This window comes from Microbacterium sp. GW821-FHT01D02 (assembly GCF_059422585.1).
Genome location: NZ_JBWKXB010000001.1, coordinates 52872 through 73731 on the forward strand (window position 1 = coordinate 52872; position 20860 = coordinate 73731).

Here is a 20860-nt window from a genome sequence, read left to right on the forward strand (position 1 = left end):
GGTGCAGACGCCGCGCCCGCTCCCTGCTGGACTCGACACCGCACGCACACATCCGCACGGCACGCACCCCAACGAAGGAGCACACATGTCCGATCCCACTCCCACTCCGACCGAGCCCGACGAGCCGTCCCCGCTCTTCCCGACCGAGCCGTCGGCTCCCCACCCCGAGGAGCCCCTCGCGCCGCACCCCGAGGAGCCGCTCGCCCCGAACCCCGCGGAGCCTCTGGCCCCGAACCCGGAGGAGCCGCGCGTGCCGGGCCCGTACGCCTGACGACGATGCCGGCGCGAACTGCGGGCTGATCCCCAGATAGGAGGTTTCCGCGGTCAGTAGACTTGTTCCACCGCGCGGGAGTGGTGGAATTGGCAGACACGCAGGATTTAGGTTCCTGTGCCTCAGGGCGTGTGGGTTCAAGTCCCACCTTCCGCACGAGAGACGACGGTGCCTTCTTGGGGGTGCCGCGCTGTCGCTCAGTTGCACCGCCGACCAATCACGACCGACGGGAACCCCTCAGTGCTCGAATCCATGCTGCACGCGCCGAACGCCCTCATCCCCTGGCTCGACCCCCAGACGATCATCGGTGCGGCCGGCCCCTGGGCGCTCCTGGTGGTGTGCTTCATCGTGTTCGCCGAGACCGGGCTCCTGGTCGGATTCCTGCTTCCGGGCGACACGCTGCTCGTGATCTCGGGTCTGCTCTCGCACCCGATCGGCGCCTCGGAGCACGGAGTCTTCGGCATCAACGTCTGGATCGTCGCGTTCCTGATCGGACTCGCGGCGTTCATCGGCGGCGAGGTCGGCTACGTCATCGGCCACAAGGGCGGCCCCGCGATCTTCGAGCGGAAGGAATCGGGACTGTTCAGCCGGAAGAACGTCGAGCGCACGAACGCGTTCTTCGAGCGCTTCGGCGGCATCACCGTGATCCTCGCCCGCTTCGTCCCGATCGTCCGTACGTTCGCCCCGGTCGCGGCCGGCGTCGGCCACATGCCCTGGCGCAAATACACGCTCTACAACCTCATCGGCGCGATCCTCTGGGGCTTCGGCCTCACGATGTTCGGCTACGCGATCGGCTTCATCCCGCCGGTGGCCACGTTCGTCGAGGACTACATCGACCTGATCCTGCTGGCCGCTGTCGGCGGCACCGCACTCATCACCGTCTGGCATTACTTCTCCGAGCGCTACAAGGCCAAGAAGGCCGCGGACGCCGGTGACGACGTGGTGACGGACGCCGAGGAGGCGCAGGAACTCGTCCTCGACGCCGACGTCTTCGACCGCGCCCCCGACCTGGACGGCGACGGCAAGCACTGAGCGTCCGACCGGCGCCGGGTCCACCCGATGCCGGTGGCTCAGCCGGACTTCTTCGCCCGCTCCTCCTTGGTGCGCGCGACGCTGGCGCGCAGCGCCTCCATCAGGTCGATGACCTCTCCGCCCTCCGCGGCCTTCTCCGCCTCGCCGAAAGTCTCGGCGACGTCGAAGGTGTCCCCGGCATCGATCTTCGCGTCGATGAGGGTACGGAGCTCTTTCTGGTACTCGTCCACGAACTCCTCGGGATCGAAGTCGGCCGAGTAGCTGTCGACGAGGGACGCCGAAAGCTCGAGCTCCTTCTTCGAGATCCGCACGTCCTCGTCTAGTGCGGGGAACGCCGCCTCGCGCACCTCATCCGCCCACAGCAGCGTCTGCAGCACGAGCACCTTCCCCCGCACGCGGAGCGCGGCCAGACGCGTCTTCTGCCGCAGCGTGAAGCGCACGATCGCGGTGCGGTCGGTCTGCTCCAGCGTCTTGCGCAGCAGCACGTAGGCCTTCGGGGACTTCGAGTCCGGTTCGAGGTAGTACGGCTTGTCCAGCGTCAGCAGATCGACCTGATCGGAGGGGACGAACTCGACGACGTCGATCTCCCTGCTCTTCTCGGCCGGGAGAGCGGCGAGGTCGTCCTTCGTGAGAACGACCGTCTGGCCGTCGTCCACGTAGGCGCGATCAATGTCGGCGTACGCGACCGTCTCGCCGCACACCTCGCAGGTGCGCTGGTAGCGGATGCGCCCGCCGTCCTTCTCGTGCACCTGATGCAGCGGCACGTCGTGATCCTCGGTCGCGGAATACACCTTCACCGGCACGTTCACGAGCCCGAACGTCAGCGCGCCCTTCCAGATCGTCCTCATGACACCAGTGAACACCAGGCGGAGCGGTCCGGGCCAGACCCTTGACTACGCTGGCTGCATGGTCGGACAAGGGCAGATCGTGCAGGTCGACGGTCGCCGTCTGCGCGTGACCAACCTCGACAAGGTCGTGTACCCAGAGACCGGCACCACCAAGGGCGAGATCATCGCCTACTACAGCGCCATCGCCCCGCTCATGCTGCCCCTCCTCCACGGGCGTCCGGTCACCCGCAAGCGCTGGGTCGAGGGGGTCGGGACCGCGGATGCGCCGGCGGACGCCTTCTTCACCAAGCAGCTCGAGCCCGGAGCCCCGGACTGGATCCCGCGGCAGGCCATCCAGCACTCCGACGGCCCCAAGGAGTATCCGCTGGTCGACGACGTGCCGACCCTGGTCTGGCTCGCACAGGTCGCGGCGATCGAGCTGCACGTGCCGCAGTGGCGCTTCGCCCCCGACGGGCGACCCGGCCGTCCGGACCGCCTCGTCCTCGACCTCGATCCCGGCCCCGGCGTGGGGCTCGCGCAGTGCGCCGAGGTCGCCCGCTTCGCCCGCGGCCTCCTGACGGACATGGGGCTCGATCCCCTCCCCGTCACGAGCGGCAGCAAGGGCATCCACCTCTACGCGGCACTGCCCGGCGAGCAGACGAGCGACGAGATCTCGGCCGTGGTGAAGGAGCTCGCACGCCTGATCGAGAGCGATCACCCGGACCTCGCCACGAGCGTCATGTCGAAGGCGGTGCGCGGAGGCCGGGTCTTCCTCGACTGGAGCCAGAACAACGGCAAGAAGACCACGATCTCGCCGTACTCGCTCCGCGGGCGCGCCCAGCCCTGGGTGGCCGCGCCCCGCACCTGGGAAGAGCTCGACGACCCCGCCCTCGCTCAGCTCGACCTCGACGAGGTGCTCGCCCGTGCGGCCGCGGGCATCGATCCACTGGCGGGGCTGCGTCCGCTCGCCGCCGCATCCGCTCCGGTTCCCGCGACACCCTCTGCAGCACCCCCTCGCGCCTCGCATCGCCCACGGAGCGCGCCCGCGCCCGCAGCCGGGGCCACGGTCCCGACCCTGGACCCGATGCTCGCCGAGAACGGGACGCCCGCGATCGCGCGCAGCCTGAGCTCCCCCTCCTGGGTCGAGGTGAAATGGGACGGCATCCGCGCGATGGGCACCTGGGCCGACGGACGGATGCGCCTCCATGCCCGCCGCGGCACCGACATCACCGACCGGTATCCGGAGCTCACCGCCGATGGCGCGCCCTTCCTCCCGGTCGCGGATGCGGTCGTCGACGGGGAGATCGTCGCTTTCGACGCCCACGGCCGGCCGAGCTTCTCGCTGCTGCAGAACCGGATGCATCTGACCCGCCCCCGCGAGATCGAGCGCGAGGTCGTGCGCACCCCGATCGTGTACATGCTGTTCGACCTGCTGCGCCTCGACGGCCACGACCTGACGGACATGCCGCTGCGCGAGCGCCGGACGCTGCTCGACGACGTCATCGCCGACCTCGACGCTCCGCTGCAGATCCCTCCCGTGTTCGACGACGTCGACGCCGCCCTCGACGCGAGCCGCGAGTTCGGCCTCGAGGGCGTGGTGGTCAAGGACCCGCGATCGAGGTACCGGCCGGGGCAGCGATCCCCCGCCTGGCTCAAGCTCAAGCACACGCGGATGCAGGAGGCCGTGATCGTGGGGATCCGTCCGGGCAAGGGCGACCGTGAGAGCACACTCGGCTCGCTGCTCCTGGCCGTGCCGGATCCGTCAGGGAGCGGCGGCGGTCCGACCCGGCTGCGCTACGTCGGACGCGTGGGCAGCGGATTCACCGACCGCATCCTGCACGACCTCCTCGCCCGGCTCGAACCTCTGCGCGTGCCGAAGGCTCCTCTGGACGGGGTTCCCGGACCCGATGCCTCCGATGCGCTCTGGGTGCGCCCCGAACTGGTCGGCGAGGTCGAGTTCGCGAACTGGACTCCCGATGGGGTGCTCCGCCATGCCCGGTGGCGGGGTCTCCGTCCCGACAAGAGCCCGGACGAGATCGTCGTCGAGGACTGACCCGCGGGCGCCTCGGGCGGGTGCCCCAGGCGGGTGCCCCAGCCGGATGCGTCAGGCGTGGTGCGGTTCGCAGTCCGACTGCTCGGCGGGCTCGATCTGGAAGGTCGAGTGCTCCACGTCGAAGTGGTCGGCGAGACACGCCTGCATGTCGGAGAGCAGCTGCGTCGAGCGTCCGTCGGCGAGCAGCTGCGGGTCGACGCTGACGTGGGCCGTGAACACCGGCGCCCCGCGCGTGAGCTGCCAGACATGCACGTCGTGCACCCCGGTGACGCCCTCGTAGCCGAGGAGGTGCGTGCGGATATCGCTCACGGCCGTCCCCTTCGGCGCGGACTCGGCGAGCACGGAGAACACCTCCCGCAGCAGCGAGATCGCGCGCGGGATGATCATCGCCGCGATGAACAGGGAGGCGATGGCGTCGGCCGGCATCCATCCGGTCAGCAGGATGACCACCGCCGCCACGATGACCGCGGCCGACCCGATCAGGTCTCCCATGACCTCGAGGTAGGCACCGCGGACGTTGATGCTCGTGCGCTGGGCGCGGCTGAGCAGCCACATCGACACGGCGTTGGCGAGCAGACCGACGACCGCGACGACGAGCATGAGTCCGCCGGCGACCTCCACGTCACCCGGGTTCACCAGGCGTCCGATGCCCTCGATCGCCACCCAGGACGCGAGTGCGATCAGGATCACCGCATTGATCAGCGCCCCGAACACCTCGGCGCGCTGATAGCCGAACGTGCGTCGATCATCCGCCGGCCGTGCGGCGACGGTCGCCGCGATGAGCGCGATCACGAGCGCCGAAGCATCCGTGAACATGTGCGCGGCGTCCGCGAGGAGCGCGAGTGAACCGGTCAGGATCGCTCCGACCACCTGCACGACCATCACGGTCGCGGTGAGCGACAGCGAGATCGCCAGCAGGCGTCGGCTGCTGGCCGAGCGGATGCCGCCGGGGGCGGGTGCGTGATCGTGCATGCCACCAGGCTAGACCGGGAATCCGGGCCAGGAGGCCCGTTCCGGCTAGTCGGGAAGGGTAACGATTCTCACCGTCACCTGCGGTTCACCGGAGCACCGCGCTCAGAGCCCGGCGAGGAGCGGAACCAGTTCGGCAAAGGCACGGGCACGATGCGACTGCGCCTGCTTCTCCTCCGCCGTGAAGTCGCCGACCGTGCGCTCCCGTCCCTCGGGCTGGCCGTCGGGGATGAAGATCGGGTCGTAGCCGAACCCGCCTCCGCCCGAGGCCGTGTGGGCCAGGCGACCGGGCCAGCGGCCCTCCACGACCTGCTCGCGGCCGTCCGGCCAGACGAGCGCGATGGTGGACGTGAAGTGCGCGGCCCGGTGCGGATCGGCGATGTCGTGCAGCTGATCGAGCAGGAGCTCGAGGTTCGCCGCCGCATCCTTCTTCTGCCCCGCCCAGTACGCGGAGAACACTCCGGGCGAGCCGCCGAGCACGTCCACGCAGATGCCGGAGTCGTCCGCCAGGGCGGCGAGTCCGGTGTGCGCCGCGGCCGCCCGCGCCTTGAGGAGCGCGTTCTCGGCGAACGTCACGCCGTCCTCCACGGGCTCCGGACCGTCGTAGCCGATGATCTCGAGATCGGGACGCGCCTGCGCGACGATCTGCTGGAACTCCGCGACCTTGTGCGGGTTGTGGGTCGCGAGGACGACCTGCATCGTCACTCCCCCGCCAGCGCGGCGAGCTGCATGCCCTTCAGGTCGGCGCAGCCGGCCACGCCGAGCTCGAGCAGCGCATCGAGCTCGCGCTTGTCGAACGGCGCGCCCTCCGCCGTCCCCTGCACCTCGACGAAGAGTCCGCGTCCGGTGACGACCACGTTCATGTCGGTCTCCGCGCGCACGTCCTCGACGTATGCCAGGTCGAGCATGGGCTCGCCGTCGATGATCCCGACCGAGACGGCGGCGACGGAGTCGAGCAGCGGCGTGGAGTTCTTGCCGATGAACTTCTTCTCCCGGCCCCACTCGATCGCGTCGGCCAGGGCCACGTAGGCGCCCGTGATGGCCGCGGTGCGCGTCCCGCCATCGGCCTGGAGGACGTCGCAGTCGATCACGATGGTGTTCTCGCCGAGCGCCTTCGTGTCGACGACGGCGCGCAGGGCGCGGCCGATGAGGCGGGAGATCTCGTGCGTGCGCCCGCCGATGCGACCCTTCACGCTCTCGCGGTCGTTGCGGCTGTTCGTGGCGCGAGGGAGCATGGCGTACTCCGCCGTGACCCAGCCCTTGCCCTTGCCGGTGAGCCAGCGCGGCACGCCGTTGGTGAAGGATGCCGTGCACAGCACCTTCGTGCCGCCGAAGCTGATCAGGGCCGATCCCTCGGCCTGTGCGCTCCAGCCGCGCTCGATGGTGATCTCGCGCAGCTGATCGGTGGAACGGCCGTCGACGCGGACGATGTCGGTCATGTGCTTCTCTCGGGTCGGTGTCGGTGAAGTCGGTGTCGGTGAAACGGAGGGGTGGAACAGAGGACGTGCGAGGACGGGTTACTCGAAGACGGTCTCGGGGAGCGTGATCACGCCGGTCTGGACGAGCTGCACGTCACGGACCTCGCGCCCCATGAGTCGGTTGGCCAGCGCGGTGAAGTCGTCGGTCGAGGCGCCGGTGGCCTCGTAGACGTAGGTCGCCGTGGCATCGGGCGACGCGAGGAGGTCGCCCCGCACCAGCTGACGGTACACGTCGCCCGCCGTCTCGTCGTCGCTCGAGACGAGCGTGACACCCTCGCCCATGACGTAGCTGATGGCGCCGCGCAGGAACGGGTAGTGCGTGCAGCCGAGCACGAGCGTGTCGACCTCGGCTTCGCGCAGCGGCGCCAGGTACTCCTCGGCGACCGCCAGCACCTCGGGCGTTCCCGTGATCCCCGCCTCGACGAACTCGACGAAGCGCGGGCAGGCGGCCGTGAAGACCTGCAGCCGCTCGTTGACCTCGAGCATGTCCTGATACGCGCGGGATCCGATCGTGCCGACGGTTCCGATCACGCCGACGCGCCCGTTGCGCGTGGTGGAGACGGCACGGCGCACGGCCGGTCCGATCACCTCGACGACCGGGACGTCGTAGCGCTCCCTGGCGTCGCGGAGCATGGCTGCCGATGCGGTGTTGCAGGCGATCACCAGCATCTTCACGCCCTGGTCAACGAGCGTGTCGAGGACTTCGAGGGAGTAGCGACGGACGTCGGCGATGGGCTTGGGCCCGTACGGCGAGTGCGCGGTGTCGCCGATGTAGACGAACGACTCACGGGGCAGCTGGGCGCGGATGGCCCGCGCCACCGTGAGCCCGCCGACACCGGAGTCGAAGATCCCGATCGGCGCGTCGTTCATGACTCCCCAGCCTACCCGCGTGCGCACCGCCGTGTGCATCCGCACGCTCACTAAGCTGAGCGCATGACCACGTCGACGGCGCTGCTCACCGACCGCTACGAGCTGACGATGCTCGCCGCCTCGCTCCGGGACGGGACCGCCTTCCGCCCCAGTGTCTTCGAGCTGTTCTCGCGACGATTGTCCGGAGGGCGCCGCTTCGGCGTCGTCGCCGGCACCGGGCGCCTGCTCGGTCTGCTCCGTGATTTCCGCTTCGGCGAGGACGAGCTGCGATTCCTCCGGGACGAGGAGGTGGTCGACGCCGCGTCCATCAAGCACCTCGAGGACTACCGGTTCACGGGCTCGATCCGCGGCTACCGCGAGGGCGAGCTCTACTTCCCCGGCTCCCCCATCCTCACCGTCGAGGGGACGTTCGCCGACGCCGTGGTCCTGGAGACCCTGGCCCTGAGCGTGCTCAACCACGACTCCGCGGTCGCCACGGCCGCGTCGCGGATGAGCATCGCCGCGGGTGAGCGGCCCCTGGCCGAGATGGGCTCGCGCCGCGCCGCCGAGCGCTCGGCCGTCGCCGCGGCGCGTGCCGCATACATCGCCGGATTCGGCGCGACGAGCAACCTCGAGGCCGGACGGAGCTGGGGCATCCCGACCATGGGCACCGCCGCCCACTCGTGGACGCTGCTGCACGACACGGAGGAGGAGGCGTTCCGCGCCCAGGTCGAGAGCATGGGCGTCGGCACGACCCTGCTCGTCGACACCTACGACATCCGCACCGGCGTGGAGACCGCGATCCGGGTCGCCGGCACCGGACTCGGCGGTGTCCGCATCGACTCGGGCGACCTTCCGATCGTCGCCGGCGACGTGCGCGCGCAGCTCGACGAGCTCGGCGCCACCGAGACCCGCATCACCGTGACCAGCGATCTCGACGAGTATGCGATCGCGGCCCTCGCGGCGTCGCCGGTGGACGCCTATGGCGTCGGGACCTCCGTGGTCACCGGATCGGGCTACCCGACCGCGAGCATGGTCTACAAGCTGGTGGCCCGACAGGATGCCGGCGGCGCCTGGATCGGCGTCGCCAAGGCCTCGGCCGACAAGGCTTCGTACGGCGGACGCAAGGCCGCGTTCCGGACGCTCCTCGACGGTGTCGCGACGGCCGAGACCGTCGTCGTCTCGGACGGCTTCGAGGAGCTCGACACCCCGTCCGAGCACCCCGACGGTCGCCCGCTGCAGGTGACGTTCGTCGAAGCCGGTGACATCGACACCGCGCACGAGGGTGTCGAGGGGACGTCAGCGGCGCGGGCGCATCATCTGCGCGTGCGCGAGGAGCTTCCGGTGCGCGCTCTCGCGCTCAGCAAGTCCGACCCGGCGATTCCCACCGTGTACGTCGAGGCCGACTGACCTCAGCCGACCATCGACTCGTAGATCTCCTTGCACGTGGGGCAGATCGGGAACTTCTCCGGGTCGCGGCCCGGGGTCCACTTCTTGCCGCACAGTGCGCGCACCGGCTTGCCGGTGATCGCGGACTCGAGGATCTTGTCCTTCTTCACGTAATGCGAGAAGCGCTCATGGTCGCCCGGTTCGAGATTCTCCTCGCGGAGGAGCTCTTCCAGTTCGCGATCAAGCGTTGCCACGCCGCCCTGATCGGGGCTGTCCAGCGGAGTACTCATCCCGTGAGTCTAGCGGCGTCGAGCCCCTCGCGGGCGGCTGTCACGCGGTCTCGACGAACTCCATCAGCCGCTCGCCGCTGCGCTCGAAGATGCGCCCGCCGATCGCCGCGCCGGCCGCCAGTGCCAGCAGGCCGACGATGAGTCCGACCCAGAACGTCGCCGGGGCGTAGGCGGAGCCCTCGACGATCGTGGCCGCGAACAGCCAGATGGTCGGCACGCTCAGGACGATCGCTCCGAGGAACGCCGCGGCCGGGCCGTAGGCTCCGCGCGAGGTCGGGCGCTGCGGCTGCTGGAACGGGCTGTCGCCGGGACGGGAGACCGCGTACGGAGCCACGACAGAGACGATGCTCGAGATGCCCAGCGCGCTGAACAGCAGGCTCGCTCCGAGGCCGACGAGCGGCAGGAGCAGGCCCCAGCTCCCCACCAGGAGCAGGGAGAGCGGCACCGCGATCGCGAGGACCGGGACGGCCACGAGGAGAACGGGGATGAGGCGACCGAGACGGTCGGGGAGTCCACGGACACCGCTCGCCACGTGGGTCCACAGCGCCGTCGAGTCGTAGGCGACGTCGTTGTGCGGGAGCCATCCGAAGAAGAGGGCCATCACGGGGACCGGCACGAGCGCGGCGATCTCGATCGGGACGCCGGCGACGACGAGCGGCAGCACGGTGAGCACACCCGCGACCGGGACGACGATGAGGTTCATGATGTAGCGGCGGTCGCGGAGCCAGTACACGAGGCTCCGGGACGCGATCGCACCGAACGCATTGGAGGGCAAGAGTCCGAACCAGCCGAGGCCGGTGCGCTCGCGCGCGGCCACCGGGCGCTCCGTGGTCGTCAGCAGACGCCGGACCAGCCAGGACCAGGCCAGCCACAGGAGGCCGACGGTGAGGATCGCGACGATACCGCTCACCCAGGCGCCCGCGGTGTCACCCACGGCCGCGGCGAAGAGGAACGCGGGCGAGGCTCCGAGCGGGGTGAAGCCGAACGCGGTCGACAGCGTCGCCAGCGCGTCGGGCACATGACCGTCCCAGCGCAGCGAGCCGAAGAAGACCGCGACAGGGAAGGCGATCACGATCAGCGCGAGAGCGAACAGCGCGGTGAGCTCGCGCGAACGGCGCTCCGGAAGCAGGAGCGCGTTCACCGCCATGCCGATCCGGGAGACGAGGACGGTCGTGATCACGCCGACGAGCGTCATCAGGACGGCGAGCGGCCAGGGCGTGCCCGCACCGATCGCGACGATGCAGACGCTGATGTACACGGCCAGGAGCGCGAGGCTGGGCACACTGATGAACGCCGCCAGCGCGAGCACACCCGGCATCCGGCGCTCATCCACGCCGAAGACGGCGAAACGTCGCGGGTCGAGTTGATCCACCGCGCCGACGAGGATCGGCCCGACGAGGAAGCCGAGGAGCAGTGCCGCCCCACCCAGGACCATGACGGCGCGGGCGACGGGCACCGATGCTCCCGCGAGGCTGAACACGGCGAGGCACACCGCGACCGTGACGGCGGCCACGGCCGCGAACGCGAGGAGCGCCCGGACCCGACGATCGCCGCGCAACGAGCCGACAAGGAGCGCGAACCTCAGTCGGAGAACGTGTGCAGCCACTCGAGCCCCTCCACCTCTCCGCTGGAACCGGCGAGTTCGACGAAGCGCGCCTCGAGGGTCTGCCCCGCGCGCACCTCGTCGATCGTGCCTTCGGCGAGCACTTCTCCGCCGACGATGATGGCCACCCGTGAACAGACGCGTTCGACCAGGTCCATGCCGTGGCTGGAGAGGATGACGGTACCGCCGTGCGAGACGTAAGCGCGCAGGATGTCGAGGATGACCGCGGACGACACCGGGTCGACCGACTCGAACGGCTCGTCGAGGACGAGCACGCGCGGCGAATGGATCATGGCGCCGGCGAGCATGATCTTCTTCGTCATGCCGGCCGAGTAGTCCGAGACCACGCGGCTGAGCGCATCGCCGAGATCGAACGCCCGGGCGAGATCGGCCGCGCGCTTCTCGATCACATCCGCGGTGAGGCCGCGCAGCAGACCGTAGTAGTAGAGGAGCTGGCGACCGGTGAGCCGGTCGAAGGTCCGCAGCCGGTCGGGCAGCACACCCATCAGCCGCTTCGCCGCCTGCGGCTTCGCGGCCTGATCGACGCCGCAGATCACGACGCTGCCCTCGTCGGCGCGCAGCAGACCGGCGACGATCGAGAGGGTGGTGGTCTTACCGGCGCCGTTGGGCCCGACGATCCCGTAGAACGATCCGGCGGGGACGGTCAGGTCGATCCCGTCGACGGCGCGGTTGTCGCCGAACTGCTTGACGAGACCGCGGATGCGGATCGCCTCGCTGCCTGACGTGTGATCGATGTGACCGGCGGCCTCCGCGGCCGCATCGTCGGAATCCGCGACGGCCTCCACGACCTCGACGGACTCCGCCTCGCGCACCGGCTCGGCATCGACGACGACCAGCGGCTCAGCAGCCTCGTCCCTGGTCGGCACCGGCGCCTCCGCCGCGGGGACCTGCTCGACCACCGGAGCCTCCACGACGACGGGAGCCTCCACGACGACGGGAGCCTCCACGACCGGAGCCTGCTCGACGACCGAAACCTGCTCTACGACCGGAGCCGCTTCCGCGTTCGCCTTCGCTTCCTTCGCCGCCTTGTCCGCCGCAGCCTTCTCCGCCTTGGCGGCCGCAGCCTTCGCCGCGGCCGTCTTCGCCGCAGCGGTCTTCGCCGCAGCGGTCTTCGCGGATGCGGTCTTCGCGGACGCCGTCCGTGCGGTCGACTTCGCCGCCGCAGCCTTGGCCGCGGCGGTCTTGGCGGCGGCCGTCTTCGCCGCTGTGGTCTTGGCAGCGGTCGACTTCGCGGCCGTGGTCTTGGCAGCGGTCGACTTCGCCGACGCCGGCTTCGCGGAGGACGCGCGCGCTGCGGCCGTCGTGGAGGAGGCGGTCTTCGCCGCTGCGGTCCTCGCCGCGGTGTTCTTCGCCGCCGCGCTGCGCGCGGTCGAGGCCGTGCGCTTCGGAGCAGGCGACGCGACGGGCGTGTCGCCTGCACCGTCGGCCAGTGCCTGGGGAAGGGGCTCCACCACCACGTCCGCGGTCGGAGCAGCCTTCTCGGCAGCAGCCCTCGCGGTGCTGGTCTTCGCGGTGCTGGTCCGCGCCGCTGATGTCTTCGCCGCGGAGGACTTCGCCGCTGATGTCTTCGCCGCGGTGGTCTTCGACGTCGCCGATATGGCGGGCGTGCGCTTCGCCGCAGCGGACTTCGCGGGCGTGCGCGGCGCGGTCGACTTCTTGGCAGCCGGGCTCTTCGCGGCGGGCTTCGGCGTGGTCTTCTCGGCGTCCGATGCGCCTTCCTGAGCCGGCTTCGCCGTCGGCGCGCTCTTCACCGACGCCTTCTGCGGCGTGGTCTCGGTATCTTCCACCTGGGCGGTGCGGTCGTCAGGGGAGGCAGTCACCGTCCTACGGTATCAACGGGTGGCTGCATCCCGAGCCCGCCGCGCAATAAACTGCCCTCGTATCGCGAGAATCGGCGGGGATCGAGCGACGAGCGGAAGCCTGTGCGTCCGGTGTGTACTCGGTCACGAAATGGCAACAGGGGTGCCCCTGACCCGGGGCTTCCCAGCCTGGATCGCTAGCATGAACGCGGCACGACGAAGTGTCTGGTCGGTTAATCGACCGTGAACACAACTTCCTTTAGGAGCACTCGTGACTCTTCAGACCGTCATCCTCGCCGCCGGAATGGGCTCGCGCCTCGGCCGCGCGCTGCCGAAGCCGCTCACCGAACTGAGCGACGGCCGCACGATCATGGGCCAGCAGCACGACAACATCCGCGCCGCCTTCGGGTCCGACGCCCGCATCACCACCGTCGTCGGCTACCGCGCCGAGACCATTATCGACGCCTTCCCGCAGGTCAACTACGTCCACAACGAGCGCTACGACGAGACCAACACCTCGAAGAGCCTGCTCCGCGCCCTCGGCGCGACGGGGCGTGGCGGCGTGCTGTGGATGAACGGCGACGTGGTGTTCGACCCGATGATCCTCGGCCGCGCGCTCGAGTACATCGAGCGCGACCAGTCCTTCGTGACCGTCAACACCTCCAAGGTCAGTGACGAAGAGGTCAAGTACACGATCACGGCCGAGGGCTACATCAACGAGCTGTCCAAGACCGTCAAGGGCGGTCTCGGCGAGGCCGTCGGCATCAACTACATCTCCTCCACGCACAAGAAGGCGTTCATGCGCCAGCTGCAGCGCGTCGAGGACCAGGACTACTTCGAGCGCGGCCTCGAGCTCGCGATCGCCGAGGACGGCCTGCTGCTCGAGCCGATGGACGTCTCCGACCTGTACGCGGTCGAGGTCGACTTCGCGGAAGACCTCGAGCGGGCGAACCTCTTCGTCTGATCCGTCTCACGAACGCCCGGCTCCCTCGCGGAGCCGGGCGTTCGGCGTTTTCGCGGTCTGGCTCCCTAGGATCACACCATGGCTCCCAAGGTGCACAAGATCCACTCCCTCCCGGACGACTCTCCGTGGGACAAGGGCGTGCCGCCGACAGGCTCGGCGGAGCACCCGATGATGGTGCGCGGCCTCGATCGTGTGCTGTCCATCCAGCGCCCCCTCGTCCTGGCGCACATCCGCAGCATCCGCCTGCGGAACCCCCACGCGTCGCCGGCGGAGATCATCCGCATCCTGGAACGGCGCTACCTCGCCGCCGTGACCACCGGCGGGGCCGCAGTGGGTGCGACCGCCGTCGTCCCGGGCATCGGGACCGGCGTCACGCTCGCCCTCTCCGGCGTCGAGACCGTCGGCTTCGTGGAGTCGACCGCCCTGTTCGCGCAGTCGGTCGCCGAGGTGCACGGCATCGCGGTCGCGAACCCCGACCGCGCGCGGGCTCTGGTGATGACGCTGATGCTCGGCAAGGAGGGCGTCGACCTGGTCGGACAGCTCGCCGGACAGGTGGCCGGACGTGGCGGGAGCAGATCGTCGTACTGGGGCGAGCTCGTCACGAAGTCGCTCCCCCGCGCCGCGGTCGGTCCGCTGGTCGACCAGCTCAAGAGCATGTTCGTGAAGCAGTTCGCCGCCAAAGGCGGGGCCTCCGTCATCGGCAAGGCTCTCCCGTTCGGGATCGGCGCCGCGATCGGAGGGGCCGGCAACCACATCCTGGGGCGTCGGGTGCTGACCACCTCGCACCGGGCCTTCGGAGCGGCACCGATCGACCTGCCCCTCGAGCTGGAACCGGTGCCCGGCGCCGAGAAGATGGAGATGCGGATGCTGCGCGGCGCACGCTACGCCGGCAACGCGGTCGTCGGCGCCGCAGGCACGACCGTGCGCGGTGTGGAGTGGGTCGGACGCAAGGCGCTGTCCGTCGGCCGCCGCCCGAAGACGGACCCGGAGCTGGAGCAGGGCGACGCCGAGGAGTGACGGCACTGCGCGCACGTCGCCAAAGGATCGGCCGACCCGTTGTGCCGAGCATCCAACAGACGGGGCCGAGGCGACGCTAGGGTGGAATCCGTGACGGACAAGCCCGACCTCTTTACCACCGCCGGCAAGATCGCGGACCTGCGCGCTCGCTACACCGAAGCCGTCGTCGACGCAGAAGCGAAGGCGAAGGAGAAGCAGCACGCCAAGGGCAAGATGACCGCCCGCGAGCGCATCGAGCTGCTCGTCGACCCCGGGAGCTTCGTCGAGTTCGACGAGTACGTGCGCCACCGCACCACCGCTTTCGGCATGGATCGCTCCCGTCCCTACGGCGACTCGGTCGTCACGGGCGTCGGAACGATCAACGGTCGCACCGTCGCGGTGTACTCGCAGGACTTCTCGACGTTCGGCGGCTCGCTCGGCGAAGTCGCGGGCGAGAAGATCGTCAAGATCATGGAGTTCGCGCTGGCCGGCGGCATGCCCTGCATCGGCATCCTCGACTCGGGCGGCGCGCGCATCCAGGAGGGCGTCGTCGCGCTCGGCAAGTACGGCGAGATCTTCCGCCTGAACACCCGCGCCTCCGGTGTCATCCCGCAGATCTCGATCATCATGGGCCCGGCGGCCGGCGGTGCGGTGTACTCCCCCGCCCTCACCGACTTCGTGATCATGGTCGACAAGACCAGCCAGATGTTCGTCACCGGCCCCGACGTGATCAAGACGGTCACGGGCGAGGACGTCGGCATGGAGGAGCTGGGCGGCGCCTACACGCACAACACCCGCTCCGGCGTCGCGCACTATCTCGCCGAGGACGAGGACGACGCGATCGACTACGCCCGCACGCTCCTCAGCTTCCTGCCGGACAACAACATGGCGGAGCTGCCCTCGTACGAGAGCGCCTTCGAGTTCGAGACGACCGACGCGGATCGCGTCCTCAACACGATCGTCCCCGACTCGACCAACCAGCCCTACGACATCCACACCGTGATCGAGCACGTCGTCGACGAGGGCGACTTCCTCGAGGTCCAGCCGCTGTTCGCTCCGAACATCGTGATCGGCTTCGGGCGCATCGAGGGCCGCTCGGTCGGCATCATCGCCAATCAGCCCTCGCAGATGGCCGGCACGCTGAACATCGAGGCCGGCGAGAAGGCCAGCCGGTTCGTGCGCTTCTGCGACGCCTTCTCGATCCCGATCGTCACGCTCGTGGACGTGCCCGGCTACCTGCCCGGCACCGACCAGGAGTGGACCGGCGTCATCCGCCGCGGCGCCAAGCTGCTGTACGCCTACGCCGAGGCGACGGTGCCGCTCGTCACCGTCATCCTGCGCAAGGCCTACGGCGGCGCCTACATCGTGATGGGCTCGAAGCAGCTCGGCGCGGATGTCAACCTCGCGTGGCCGACGGCCGAGATCGCGGTCATGGGCGGCCAGGGTGCCGTCAACATCCTCTACCGCGGCGAGATCAAGAAGGCCGAGGAGGCCGGCGAGGACGTCGCGGCCGTGCGCACCCGCCTCGCGAACGAGTACACCTACAACGTGGCGTCGCCCTTCCTGGCGGCCGAGCGCGGCGAGCTCGACGGCATCATCGAGCCGGCGAACACCCGCGTCTCGATCGCGAAGGCACTGCGCGCGCTGCGCGGTAAGCGCGCCGAGCTGCCCCCGAAGAAGCACGGGAACATCCCGCTGTGACCGGGGACGACGCACAGGCCGGCGCGGCGGACCAGGTCGCGCCGATGCTCGAGATCACGCGCGGCGAGGCGACCGAGGAGGAGCTCGCAGCCCTCATCGCCGTGATCAGCGAGGCGTATGCGACCGAGGCCGCGGATGCCGTCGCAGACGAGCCCGCGGTGTCGGCCTGGACGCGCACGCAGCGCCCGCTGCGCCGTCCGCTGCGCCGCGACATCCCCTGGGGACGGTTCTCGGGCTGACGGCGCCTCAGACGCCGGGGAGCGAAGGCCGGCGGAAGCGGAGCGTCACCAGCTGGAAGGCCCGCAGCTCGAGCTGCACGGCCTGCGGCGTGACCGTGCGGATCGCGGACTCCGCGGTCTCACGCTCGAGGAGGTCGGTCGCGACGACCGCGTCGAAGTCGAACGCGGAGCGCAGAGTCGCCGCGGCACGCCCGCCGTGCGCCTCGTAGAGCCGCACCACGACGTCGCCGCTGCGGTCCTCGGCGAGCTTCACGGCCTCCACCACCACGGCGTCGGAGGACACCGTGAGGAGAGGCTCGACGGGGCCGGTGCCGCGCAGCGGACGCACCGGCAGATTCACCCGGTACCCCTCGCGGACGGCATCGGCGAGGGAGGATGCCGGACGCACGCTGACGCGGAACGTGTGCTCGCCCTGGTCGGCCTCCGGATCGGGGTACAGCGGCGCGCGGAGCAGGGACAGGCGCACCGTCGTCGTGGTGCCGCCTCCCGCCCGCGGCGTCCGGGTGATGTCGTGGCCGTACGTGGCGTCGTTCGCCACCGCGACGCCGAAGCCCGGTTCGCCGACGTGCACCCAGCGATGCGCCACCGTCTCGAACCGCGCGGCGTCCCAGGAGGTGTTGGCGTACGTCGGGCGGTGCACGTGGCCGAACTGGATCTCCGAGGTCGCCCGGTCGGCGTGCACGTCGAAGGGGAACGCCAGCTTCAGCAGCTTCTGGCGCTCGTGCCAGTCCACCGTGGTCTCGATGTCGAGTGCCGTGGATCCGGCCGCGAGAGTCAGAGTCTGCGTGATCCGTGAGCCCCCCGGATCACGGACCACGCAGACGATCGCCGACGAGGGATGCGGGACGATGTCGATCGAGACCACGTCCGTCACGTCGATGACGTGACGGCGGTAGTGCTCGTCGATGTCCCAGGCATCCCATCGAGTCGGCGTATCACGATGCAGCTGGAGGAGGTTCCCCCGCTCCCCCGCCGCGATCGCGTCTCTCCCGGTCGCGCGGGCGACGAGCGACGTCACCAGGCCCGAGCCGTCGACCGACACCGAGAGGTGCTCGTTCTCCAGCACGAAGCCGCTCGTCGTCCGCGCGACCGTCGCAGGGACCCCAGCGCCCTGCACGGCGGCGATCCCCATCGCCGCCGCTCCCTCCCCTGCGAAGGGCCCCGCGTTCGCCACCAGTTCGGATTCCCCCGAACCGGCGACGGTCGCCAGCGCCCCCGCGATGATGCGCTCCGTCGAGGCGAGCACCTCGTCGTAGCGCCGTTCCGCCTCCCGGTGCACCCAGCCGATGGAGCTGCCGGGGAGGATGTCGTGGAACTGCTGCAGCAGGACGGTCTCCCAGAGTCCGTCGAGCTCGTCGTACGGGTAGGCGCCGCCACGGAGCGCGGCGGCCGTCGCCCAGAACTCCGCTTCCCGCAGCGCGTGCTCGCTGCGCCGGTTCCCGCGCTTGGTCCTCGCCTGCGACGTGTACGTGCCGCGGTGGAACTCGAGGTACATCTCCCCGGTCCAGACGGGCGGTTCCGGATACTCGACCTCGGCCGCCTCGAAGAAGCGGCGCGGCGTCGACAGGGTCACGGTCGGCGATCCCTCGAGCGACCGCAGCCGTGCGGCCGCGGCCAGCATCTCCCGGTTCGGCCCACCGCCGCCGTCCCCGTAGCCGAAGGGCACGAGCGACGTGTTCGCCCGTCCCTTCTCGGCGTACTGGCGCTCGGCGCGGGCCAGCTCCTCGCCGGTGAGCTGCGCGTTGTAGGTGTCCACCGGCGGGAAGTGCGTGAAGATCCGCGTGCCGTCGATCCCTTCCCACTGGAACGTGTGGTGCGGCATCCGGTTGGTCTCGTTCCACGACATCTTCTGCGTCAGCATCCAGCGCGCCCCGGCGCTCCTGGCGATCTGCGGCAGCGCTGCGGAGTATCCGAACGAGTCCGGCAGCCACACGTCGAGCGGCTCGACACCGAACTCCTCCAGGAAGAACCTCTTCCCGCGGAGGAACTGTCTCGCCAGCGACTCGCCACCCGGCAGGTTCGTGTCGGATTCGACCCACATGCCGCCTGCCGGCACGAACCGCCCCTCCGCGATCGCGACCCGCATCCGGGCGAAGAGCTCGGGCTGATGGCGCTTCATCCAGGCGTACTGCTGCGCCGAGGAGGCGGCGAAGGCGAAGTCGGGGTCCTCCTGCTGGAGCGAGAGCACGTTCGAGAAGGTCCGCGCGACCTTGCGCTGGGTCTCGCGCACCGGCCACAGCCAGGCGGAGTCGATGTGGGCGTGGCCGACGGCGTGCACGCGATGCGCCGAAGCCGCGGCCGGGCGCGACAGCACGTCCACGAGTTCGTCGCGCGCGGCGGATGCGGAGCCGGCGATGTCGTCCGGGTCGCAGGCGTCGATCATCCGCTCGAGCGCGCGGAGGATCTCCGCCCGGCGCGACGAGTGCACGGGGAGCTCGGCGTGCAGCGAGCGCAGCACGGCCACGTCCTGCAGGAGCTCCCACACCGTCTCGTCCAGGATCCCGATGTCCGCCTGGCGGAACGTGTACAGCGGTGAGTCCCCCGCCGTCTGCCACTCGCCCAGCGCGGTCGGTGGGAAGTACTGGAAGCCCTGGGCGATGTCGGGATTCGCCGCGGCCTCGAGGTAGAGCTCGAACGCGGTGCCGGCCGCGCCCTCGAGCGGGACGTGCGCGTTGCGGGGTTCGACGGCCTTGACGATCGAGCCGTCGGGCCGGTACACCGTGCCCTCGGCCTGGAAACCGGGCTCCGCGGCGTCGAACCCCGGATCGATCAGCAGCTCGGCCCGTCGTCCCTCCGCGACCTCCGGGATCATCCCCGTGAGCCGGAGCCACATCGTGCTCCAGGCGCGTCCCCAGGGCGAGCCGACGGCGAAGGGCGCATAGGCCTGAGCGCGAGCCTCCTCGAACGGCACCGGCTCGGCGGGGGCCGTCCACGCCTCCAGGGAGACCGGGGTCGTGCTCGCGTAGAGGGCCGGACGAAGTCGCTCCACCACGAAACGCTCCATGCGCGCTTCGATGAGGGCGGAGTCGTCGTGCACCGGGATCCGATCGCTGAAGGGGGGAAAGACAGATAATACATCGATTCGACTTATCTGCGCGAGCCCCGTGCTCCGACCGTGCCGCCGGCCCGACGAGCCCTCAGTGATCCAGGAGCAGTGCGGAGGCGCGTGGCCCGAGGACCGAGTCGAGCACCACGCAGCCGGCCCCCACCGCCCCGACGTCGTCGCCCACCACCGTGCCGTCGACCGGCAGCGATCGCACCGCGCGGGTCGCGCTCGCCCGCTCGAGGCGGTCGGGGATCTCCCGCAGGTACACGTCGGCCAGGCGCGACCAGAACGGGCCGCCGAACACGACGCGATCCACGTCCAGCATGTTCGTCAGCACGGCGGTCAGCACCGCCATGTGCGCCGCGGCCTGGCGCAGCACCCCGACCGCGGGCGCGTGGCCGTTCGCCGCGCGCTCGCACAGCTCGGTGAGACGCGCGTCGACGGCCTCGACGTCGCTCACCTCCCGGTCGTCGTCGAACACCCCGGCGCGCTCGGCCTGCTCGACGATCGCCTGCGGGGTGCACACCACCTCGACGCACCCGCGGGAGCCGCACGTGCACGAGGGCCCGTCCGGGTCGACGATGATGTGCCCGACCTCGCCGATGTTGTGCGTGCTCCCGTGGACCGCTTCGCCGTCGCGGGCCAGCGCCGCACCGATCCCGGTGCCCAGGTAGACGAACACGAACGAGTCGTCCGCCGAAGCCCGTCGCCGCCACAGCTCGCCGACCGCCGCGGAGGTCGTGTCCTTCTCCAGCGCCACGGGGAACCCGGTCGCCTCCGCGAGCACGGCCCGGAGCGGGACACGGTGCCAGCCGACCAGCTTCGGCGGGTCGATCACCGTGCCCTTGTCCGCGTCGAGCGGACCGGGAGCGGCGACCCCGACGCCGGCGATCAGGGCCCTGTCCACGCCGGAGGCCGTGATCAGGGCGTCGATCGTGGACGCCATGGCCTCCACGATCCGCCGAGGATCCTTCGCCGGTGTGCGCATGCTCACGCGCCGCACGACCGCGCCGGACAGGTCGAGCAGCACGAACGTCATGATGGCGGGGTCGAGGTGCACGCCCACGGAGAAGCGGCTGTCCGGGATCAGACGCAGCGTGACCCGCGGCTTGCCCGGACCGTTGATGGTGCGCCCGGCCTCCCGGATGAAGCCGTCGTCGAGGAGCCGGCGCGTGATGTTCGTGACGGTCTGCGCCGAGAGCCCGGTCGCCGTCACGAGCTCGATCCGGCTCAGGCCGTCACCCGACTGGCGGATGGCTTCCAGGACCACGGACTGGTTGAAGTCGCCCATCCGCGGGAGGTTGGTGCCCCGACGCGTTCCCATCGTCCAATG

The 20860-nt window shown here is 70.3% G+C and carries 19 protein-coding genes and 1 tRNA gene; 10 read left to right on the top strand and 10 right to left on the bottom strand.

What is annotated here, in order from left to right; all coding sequences use genetic code 11:
* Positions 1-85 precede the first annotated feature (85 nt).
* From AC07VM_RS00280 to AC07VM_RS00290, 3 genes are all read left to right on the top strand, one after another.
* Positions 86-271: a hypothetical protein gene (locus AC07VM_RS00280; protein WP_494909540.1), complete on the top strand. Its 186-nt coding sequence runs from the start codon at positions 86-88 to the stop codon at positions 269-271.
* A gap of 74 nt (positions 272-345) precedes the next feature.
* Positions 346-427 (top strand) — tRNA-Leu (locus tag AC07VM_RS00285).
* Between the two features lie 96 nt (positions 428-523).
* Positions 524-1303, top strand: a complete 780-nt coding sequence (locus AC07VM_RS00290) for a DedA family protein (protein ID WP_267418572.1) — start codon at positions 524-526, stop codon at positions 1301-1303.
* A gap of 38 nt (positions 1304-1341) precedes the next feature.
* Here the strand turns inward: AC07VM_RS00290 and ku are convergent, their stop codons facing one another.
* Entirely contained in the window at positions 1342-2151 is an 810-nt protein-coding gene (ku, locus tag AC07VM_RS00295) for a non-homologous end joining protein Ku (RefSeq protein WP_267415213.1), read from the bottom strand.
* 58 nt (positions 2152-2209) lie between these two features.
* Between ku and ligD the strand changes: the two genes are divergently transcribed.
* Positions 2210-4183, top strand: a complete 1974-nt coding sequence (gene ligD, locus AC07VM_RS00300; protein WP_494909541.1) for a non-homologous end-joining DNA ligase — start codon at positions 2210-2212, stop codon at positions 4181-4183.
* A gap of 51 nt (positions 4184-4234) precedes the next feature.
* Here the strand turns inward: ligD and AC07VM_RS00305 are convergent, their stop codons facing one another.
* From AC07VM_RS00305 to murI, 4 genes are all read right to left on the bottom strand, one after another.
* Positions 4235-5155 carry a cation diffusion facilitator family transporter gene (locus tag AC07VM_RS00305; protein WP_494909542.1) on the bottom strand — a complete coding sequence of 307 codons (921 nt, stop codon included), beginning with the start codon at positions 5153-5155 and terminating at the stop codon, positions 4235-4237.
* Positions 5156-5257: 102 nt separating this feature from the next.
* A complete protein-coding gene (rdgB, locus tag AC07VM_RS00310) occupies positions 5258-5851 on the bottom strand; it encodes an RdgB/HAM1 family non-canonical purine NTP pyrophosphatase (RefSeq protein WP_494909543.1) in 594 nt (197 codons plus the stop codon).
* Positions 5852-5853: 2 nt separating this feature from the next.
* Positions 5854-6591 (bottom strand): ribonuclease PH, encoded by a 738-nt coding sequence (gene rph / locus AC07VM_RS00315; RefSeq protein ID WP_494909544.1) that lies wholly within the window; start codon positions 6589-6591, stop codon positions 5854-5856.
* A 78-nt stretch (positions 6592-6669) separates the two neighbouring features.
* Positions 6670-7500 (bottom strand): glutamate racemase, encoded by an 831-nt coding sequence (gene murI, locus AC07VM_RS00320; protein ID WP_267415218.1) that lies wholly within the window; start codon positions 7498-7500, stop codon positions 6670-6672.
* A gap of 63 nt (positions 7501-7563) precedes the next feature.
* Here murI and AC07VM_RS00325 point away from each other — a divergent pair, with 63 nt between their 5' ends.
* Entirely contained in the window at positions 7564-8889 is a 1326-nt protein-coding gene (locus AC07VM_RS00325) for a nicotinate phosphoribosyltransferase (RefSeq protein WP_494909545.1), read from the top strand.
* A 2-nt stretch (positions 8890-8891) separates the two neighbouring features.
* On the opposite strand, the gene AC07VM_RS00330 is transcribed toward AC07VM_RS00325, so the two are convergent.
* Genes AC07VM_RS00330 through AC07VM_RS00340 form a run of 3 tightly spaced genes read right to left on the bottom strand, consistent with a single transcriptional unit; the run spans position 8892 to position 11729 of the window.
* Entirely contained in the window at positions 8892-9158 is a 267-nt protein-coding gene (locus AC07VM_RS00330; RefSeq protein ID WP_028503536.1) for a DUF3039 domain-containing protein, read from the bottom strand.
* A gap of 40 nt (positions 9159-9198) precedes the next feature.
* The gene (locus AC07VM_RS00335) at positions 9199-10764 is read right to left on the bottom strand and encodes a hypothetical protein (protein WP_494909546.1); all 1566 of its coding nucleotides are present in this window, start codon (positions 10762-10764) and stop codon (positions 9199-9201) included.
* Positions 10740-11729, bottom strand: coding sequence for an ABC transporter ATP-binding protein (locus tag AC07VM_RS00340; protein ID WP_494909547.1), 990 nt, complete (start codon positions 11727-11729; stop codon positions 10740-10742). Before AC07VM_RS00340 ends, AC07VM_RS00335 begins: the two co-directional genes overlap by 25 nt.
* A gap of 79 nt (positions 11730-11808) precedes the next feature.
* On the opposite strand from AC07VM_RS00340, the gene AC07VM_RS00345 reads away from it, so the two are divergent.
* The 5 genes from AC07VM_RS00345 (at position 11809) to AC07VM_RS00365 (ending at position 16481) form a co-directional block, all read left to right on the top strand.
* The gene (locus AC07VM_RS00345) at positions 11809-12504 is read left to right on the top strand and encodes a hypothetical protein (protein ID WP_494909548.1); all 696 of its coding nucleotides are present in this window, start codon (positions 11809-11811) and stop codon (positions 12502-12504) included.
* A gap of 348 nt (positions 12505-12852) precedes the next feature.
* Positions 12853-13545 carry a phosphocholine cytidylyltransferase family protein gene (locus tag AC07VM_RS00350; protein ID WP_267415223.1) on the top strand — a complete coding sequence of 231 codons (693 nt, stop codon included), beginning with the start codon at positions 12853-12855 and terminating at the stop codon, positions 13543-13545.
* Positions 13546-13623: 78 nt separating this feature from the next.
* On the top strand, positions 13624-14562 hold the full coding sequence (locus AC07VM_RS00355; RefSeq protein WP_494909549.1) for a hypothetical protein: 939 nt from the start codon (positions 13624-13626) through the stop codon (positions 14560-14562).
* 90 nt (positions 14563-14652) lie between these two features.
* The gene (locus AC07VM_RS00360; protein WP_416383316.1) at positions 14653-16242 is read left to right on the top strand and encodes an acyl-CoA carboxylase subunit beta; all 1590 of its coding nucleotides are present in this window, start codon (positions 14653-14655) and stop codon (positions 16240-16242) included.
* On the top strand, positions 16239-16481 hold the full coding sequence (locus AC07VM_RS00365; protein ID WP_494909550.1) for an acyl-CoA carboxylase subunit epsilon: 243 nt from the start codon (positions 16239-16241) through the stop codon (positions 16479-16481). Before AC07VM_RS00360 ends, AC07VM_RS00365 begins: the two co-directional genes overlap by 4 nt.
* Positions 16482-16488: 7 nt before the next feature.
* Here AC07VM_RS00365 and AC07VM_RS00370 read toward each other — a convergent pair whose 3' ends face one another.
* Positions 16489-19518 (bottom strand): alpha-mannosidase, encoded by a 3030-nt coding sequence (locus AC07VM_RS00370; protein WP_494909551.1) that lies wholly within the window; start codon positions 19516-19518, stop codon positions 16489-16491.
* Between the two features lie 100 nt (positions 19519-19618).
* Entirely contained in the window at positions 19619-20818 is a 1200-nt protein-coding gene (locus AC07VM_RS00375) for an ROK family transcriptional regulator (RefSeq protein ID WP_494910736.1), read from the bottom strand.
* Between the last annotated feature and the right edge of the window lie 42 nt (positions 20819-20860).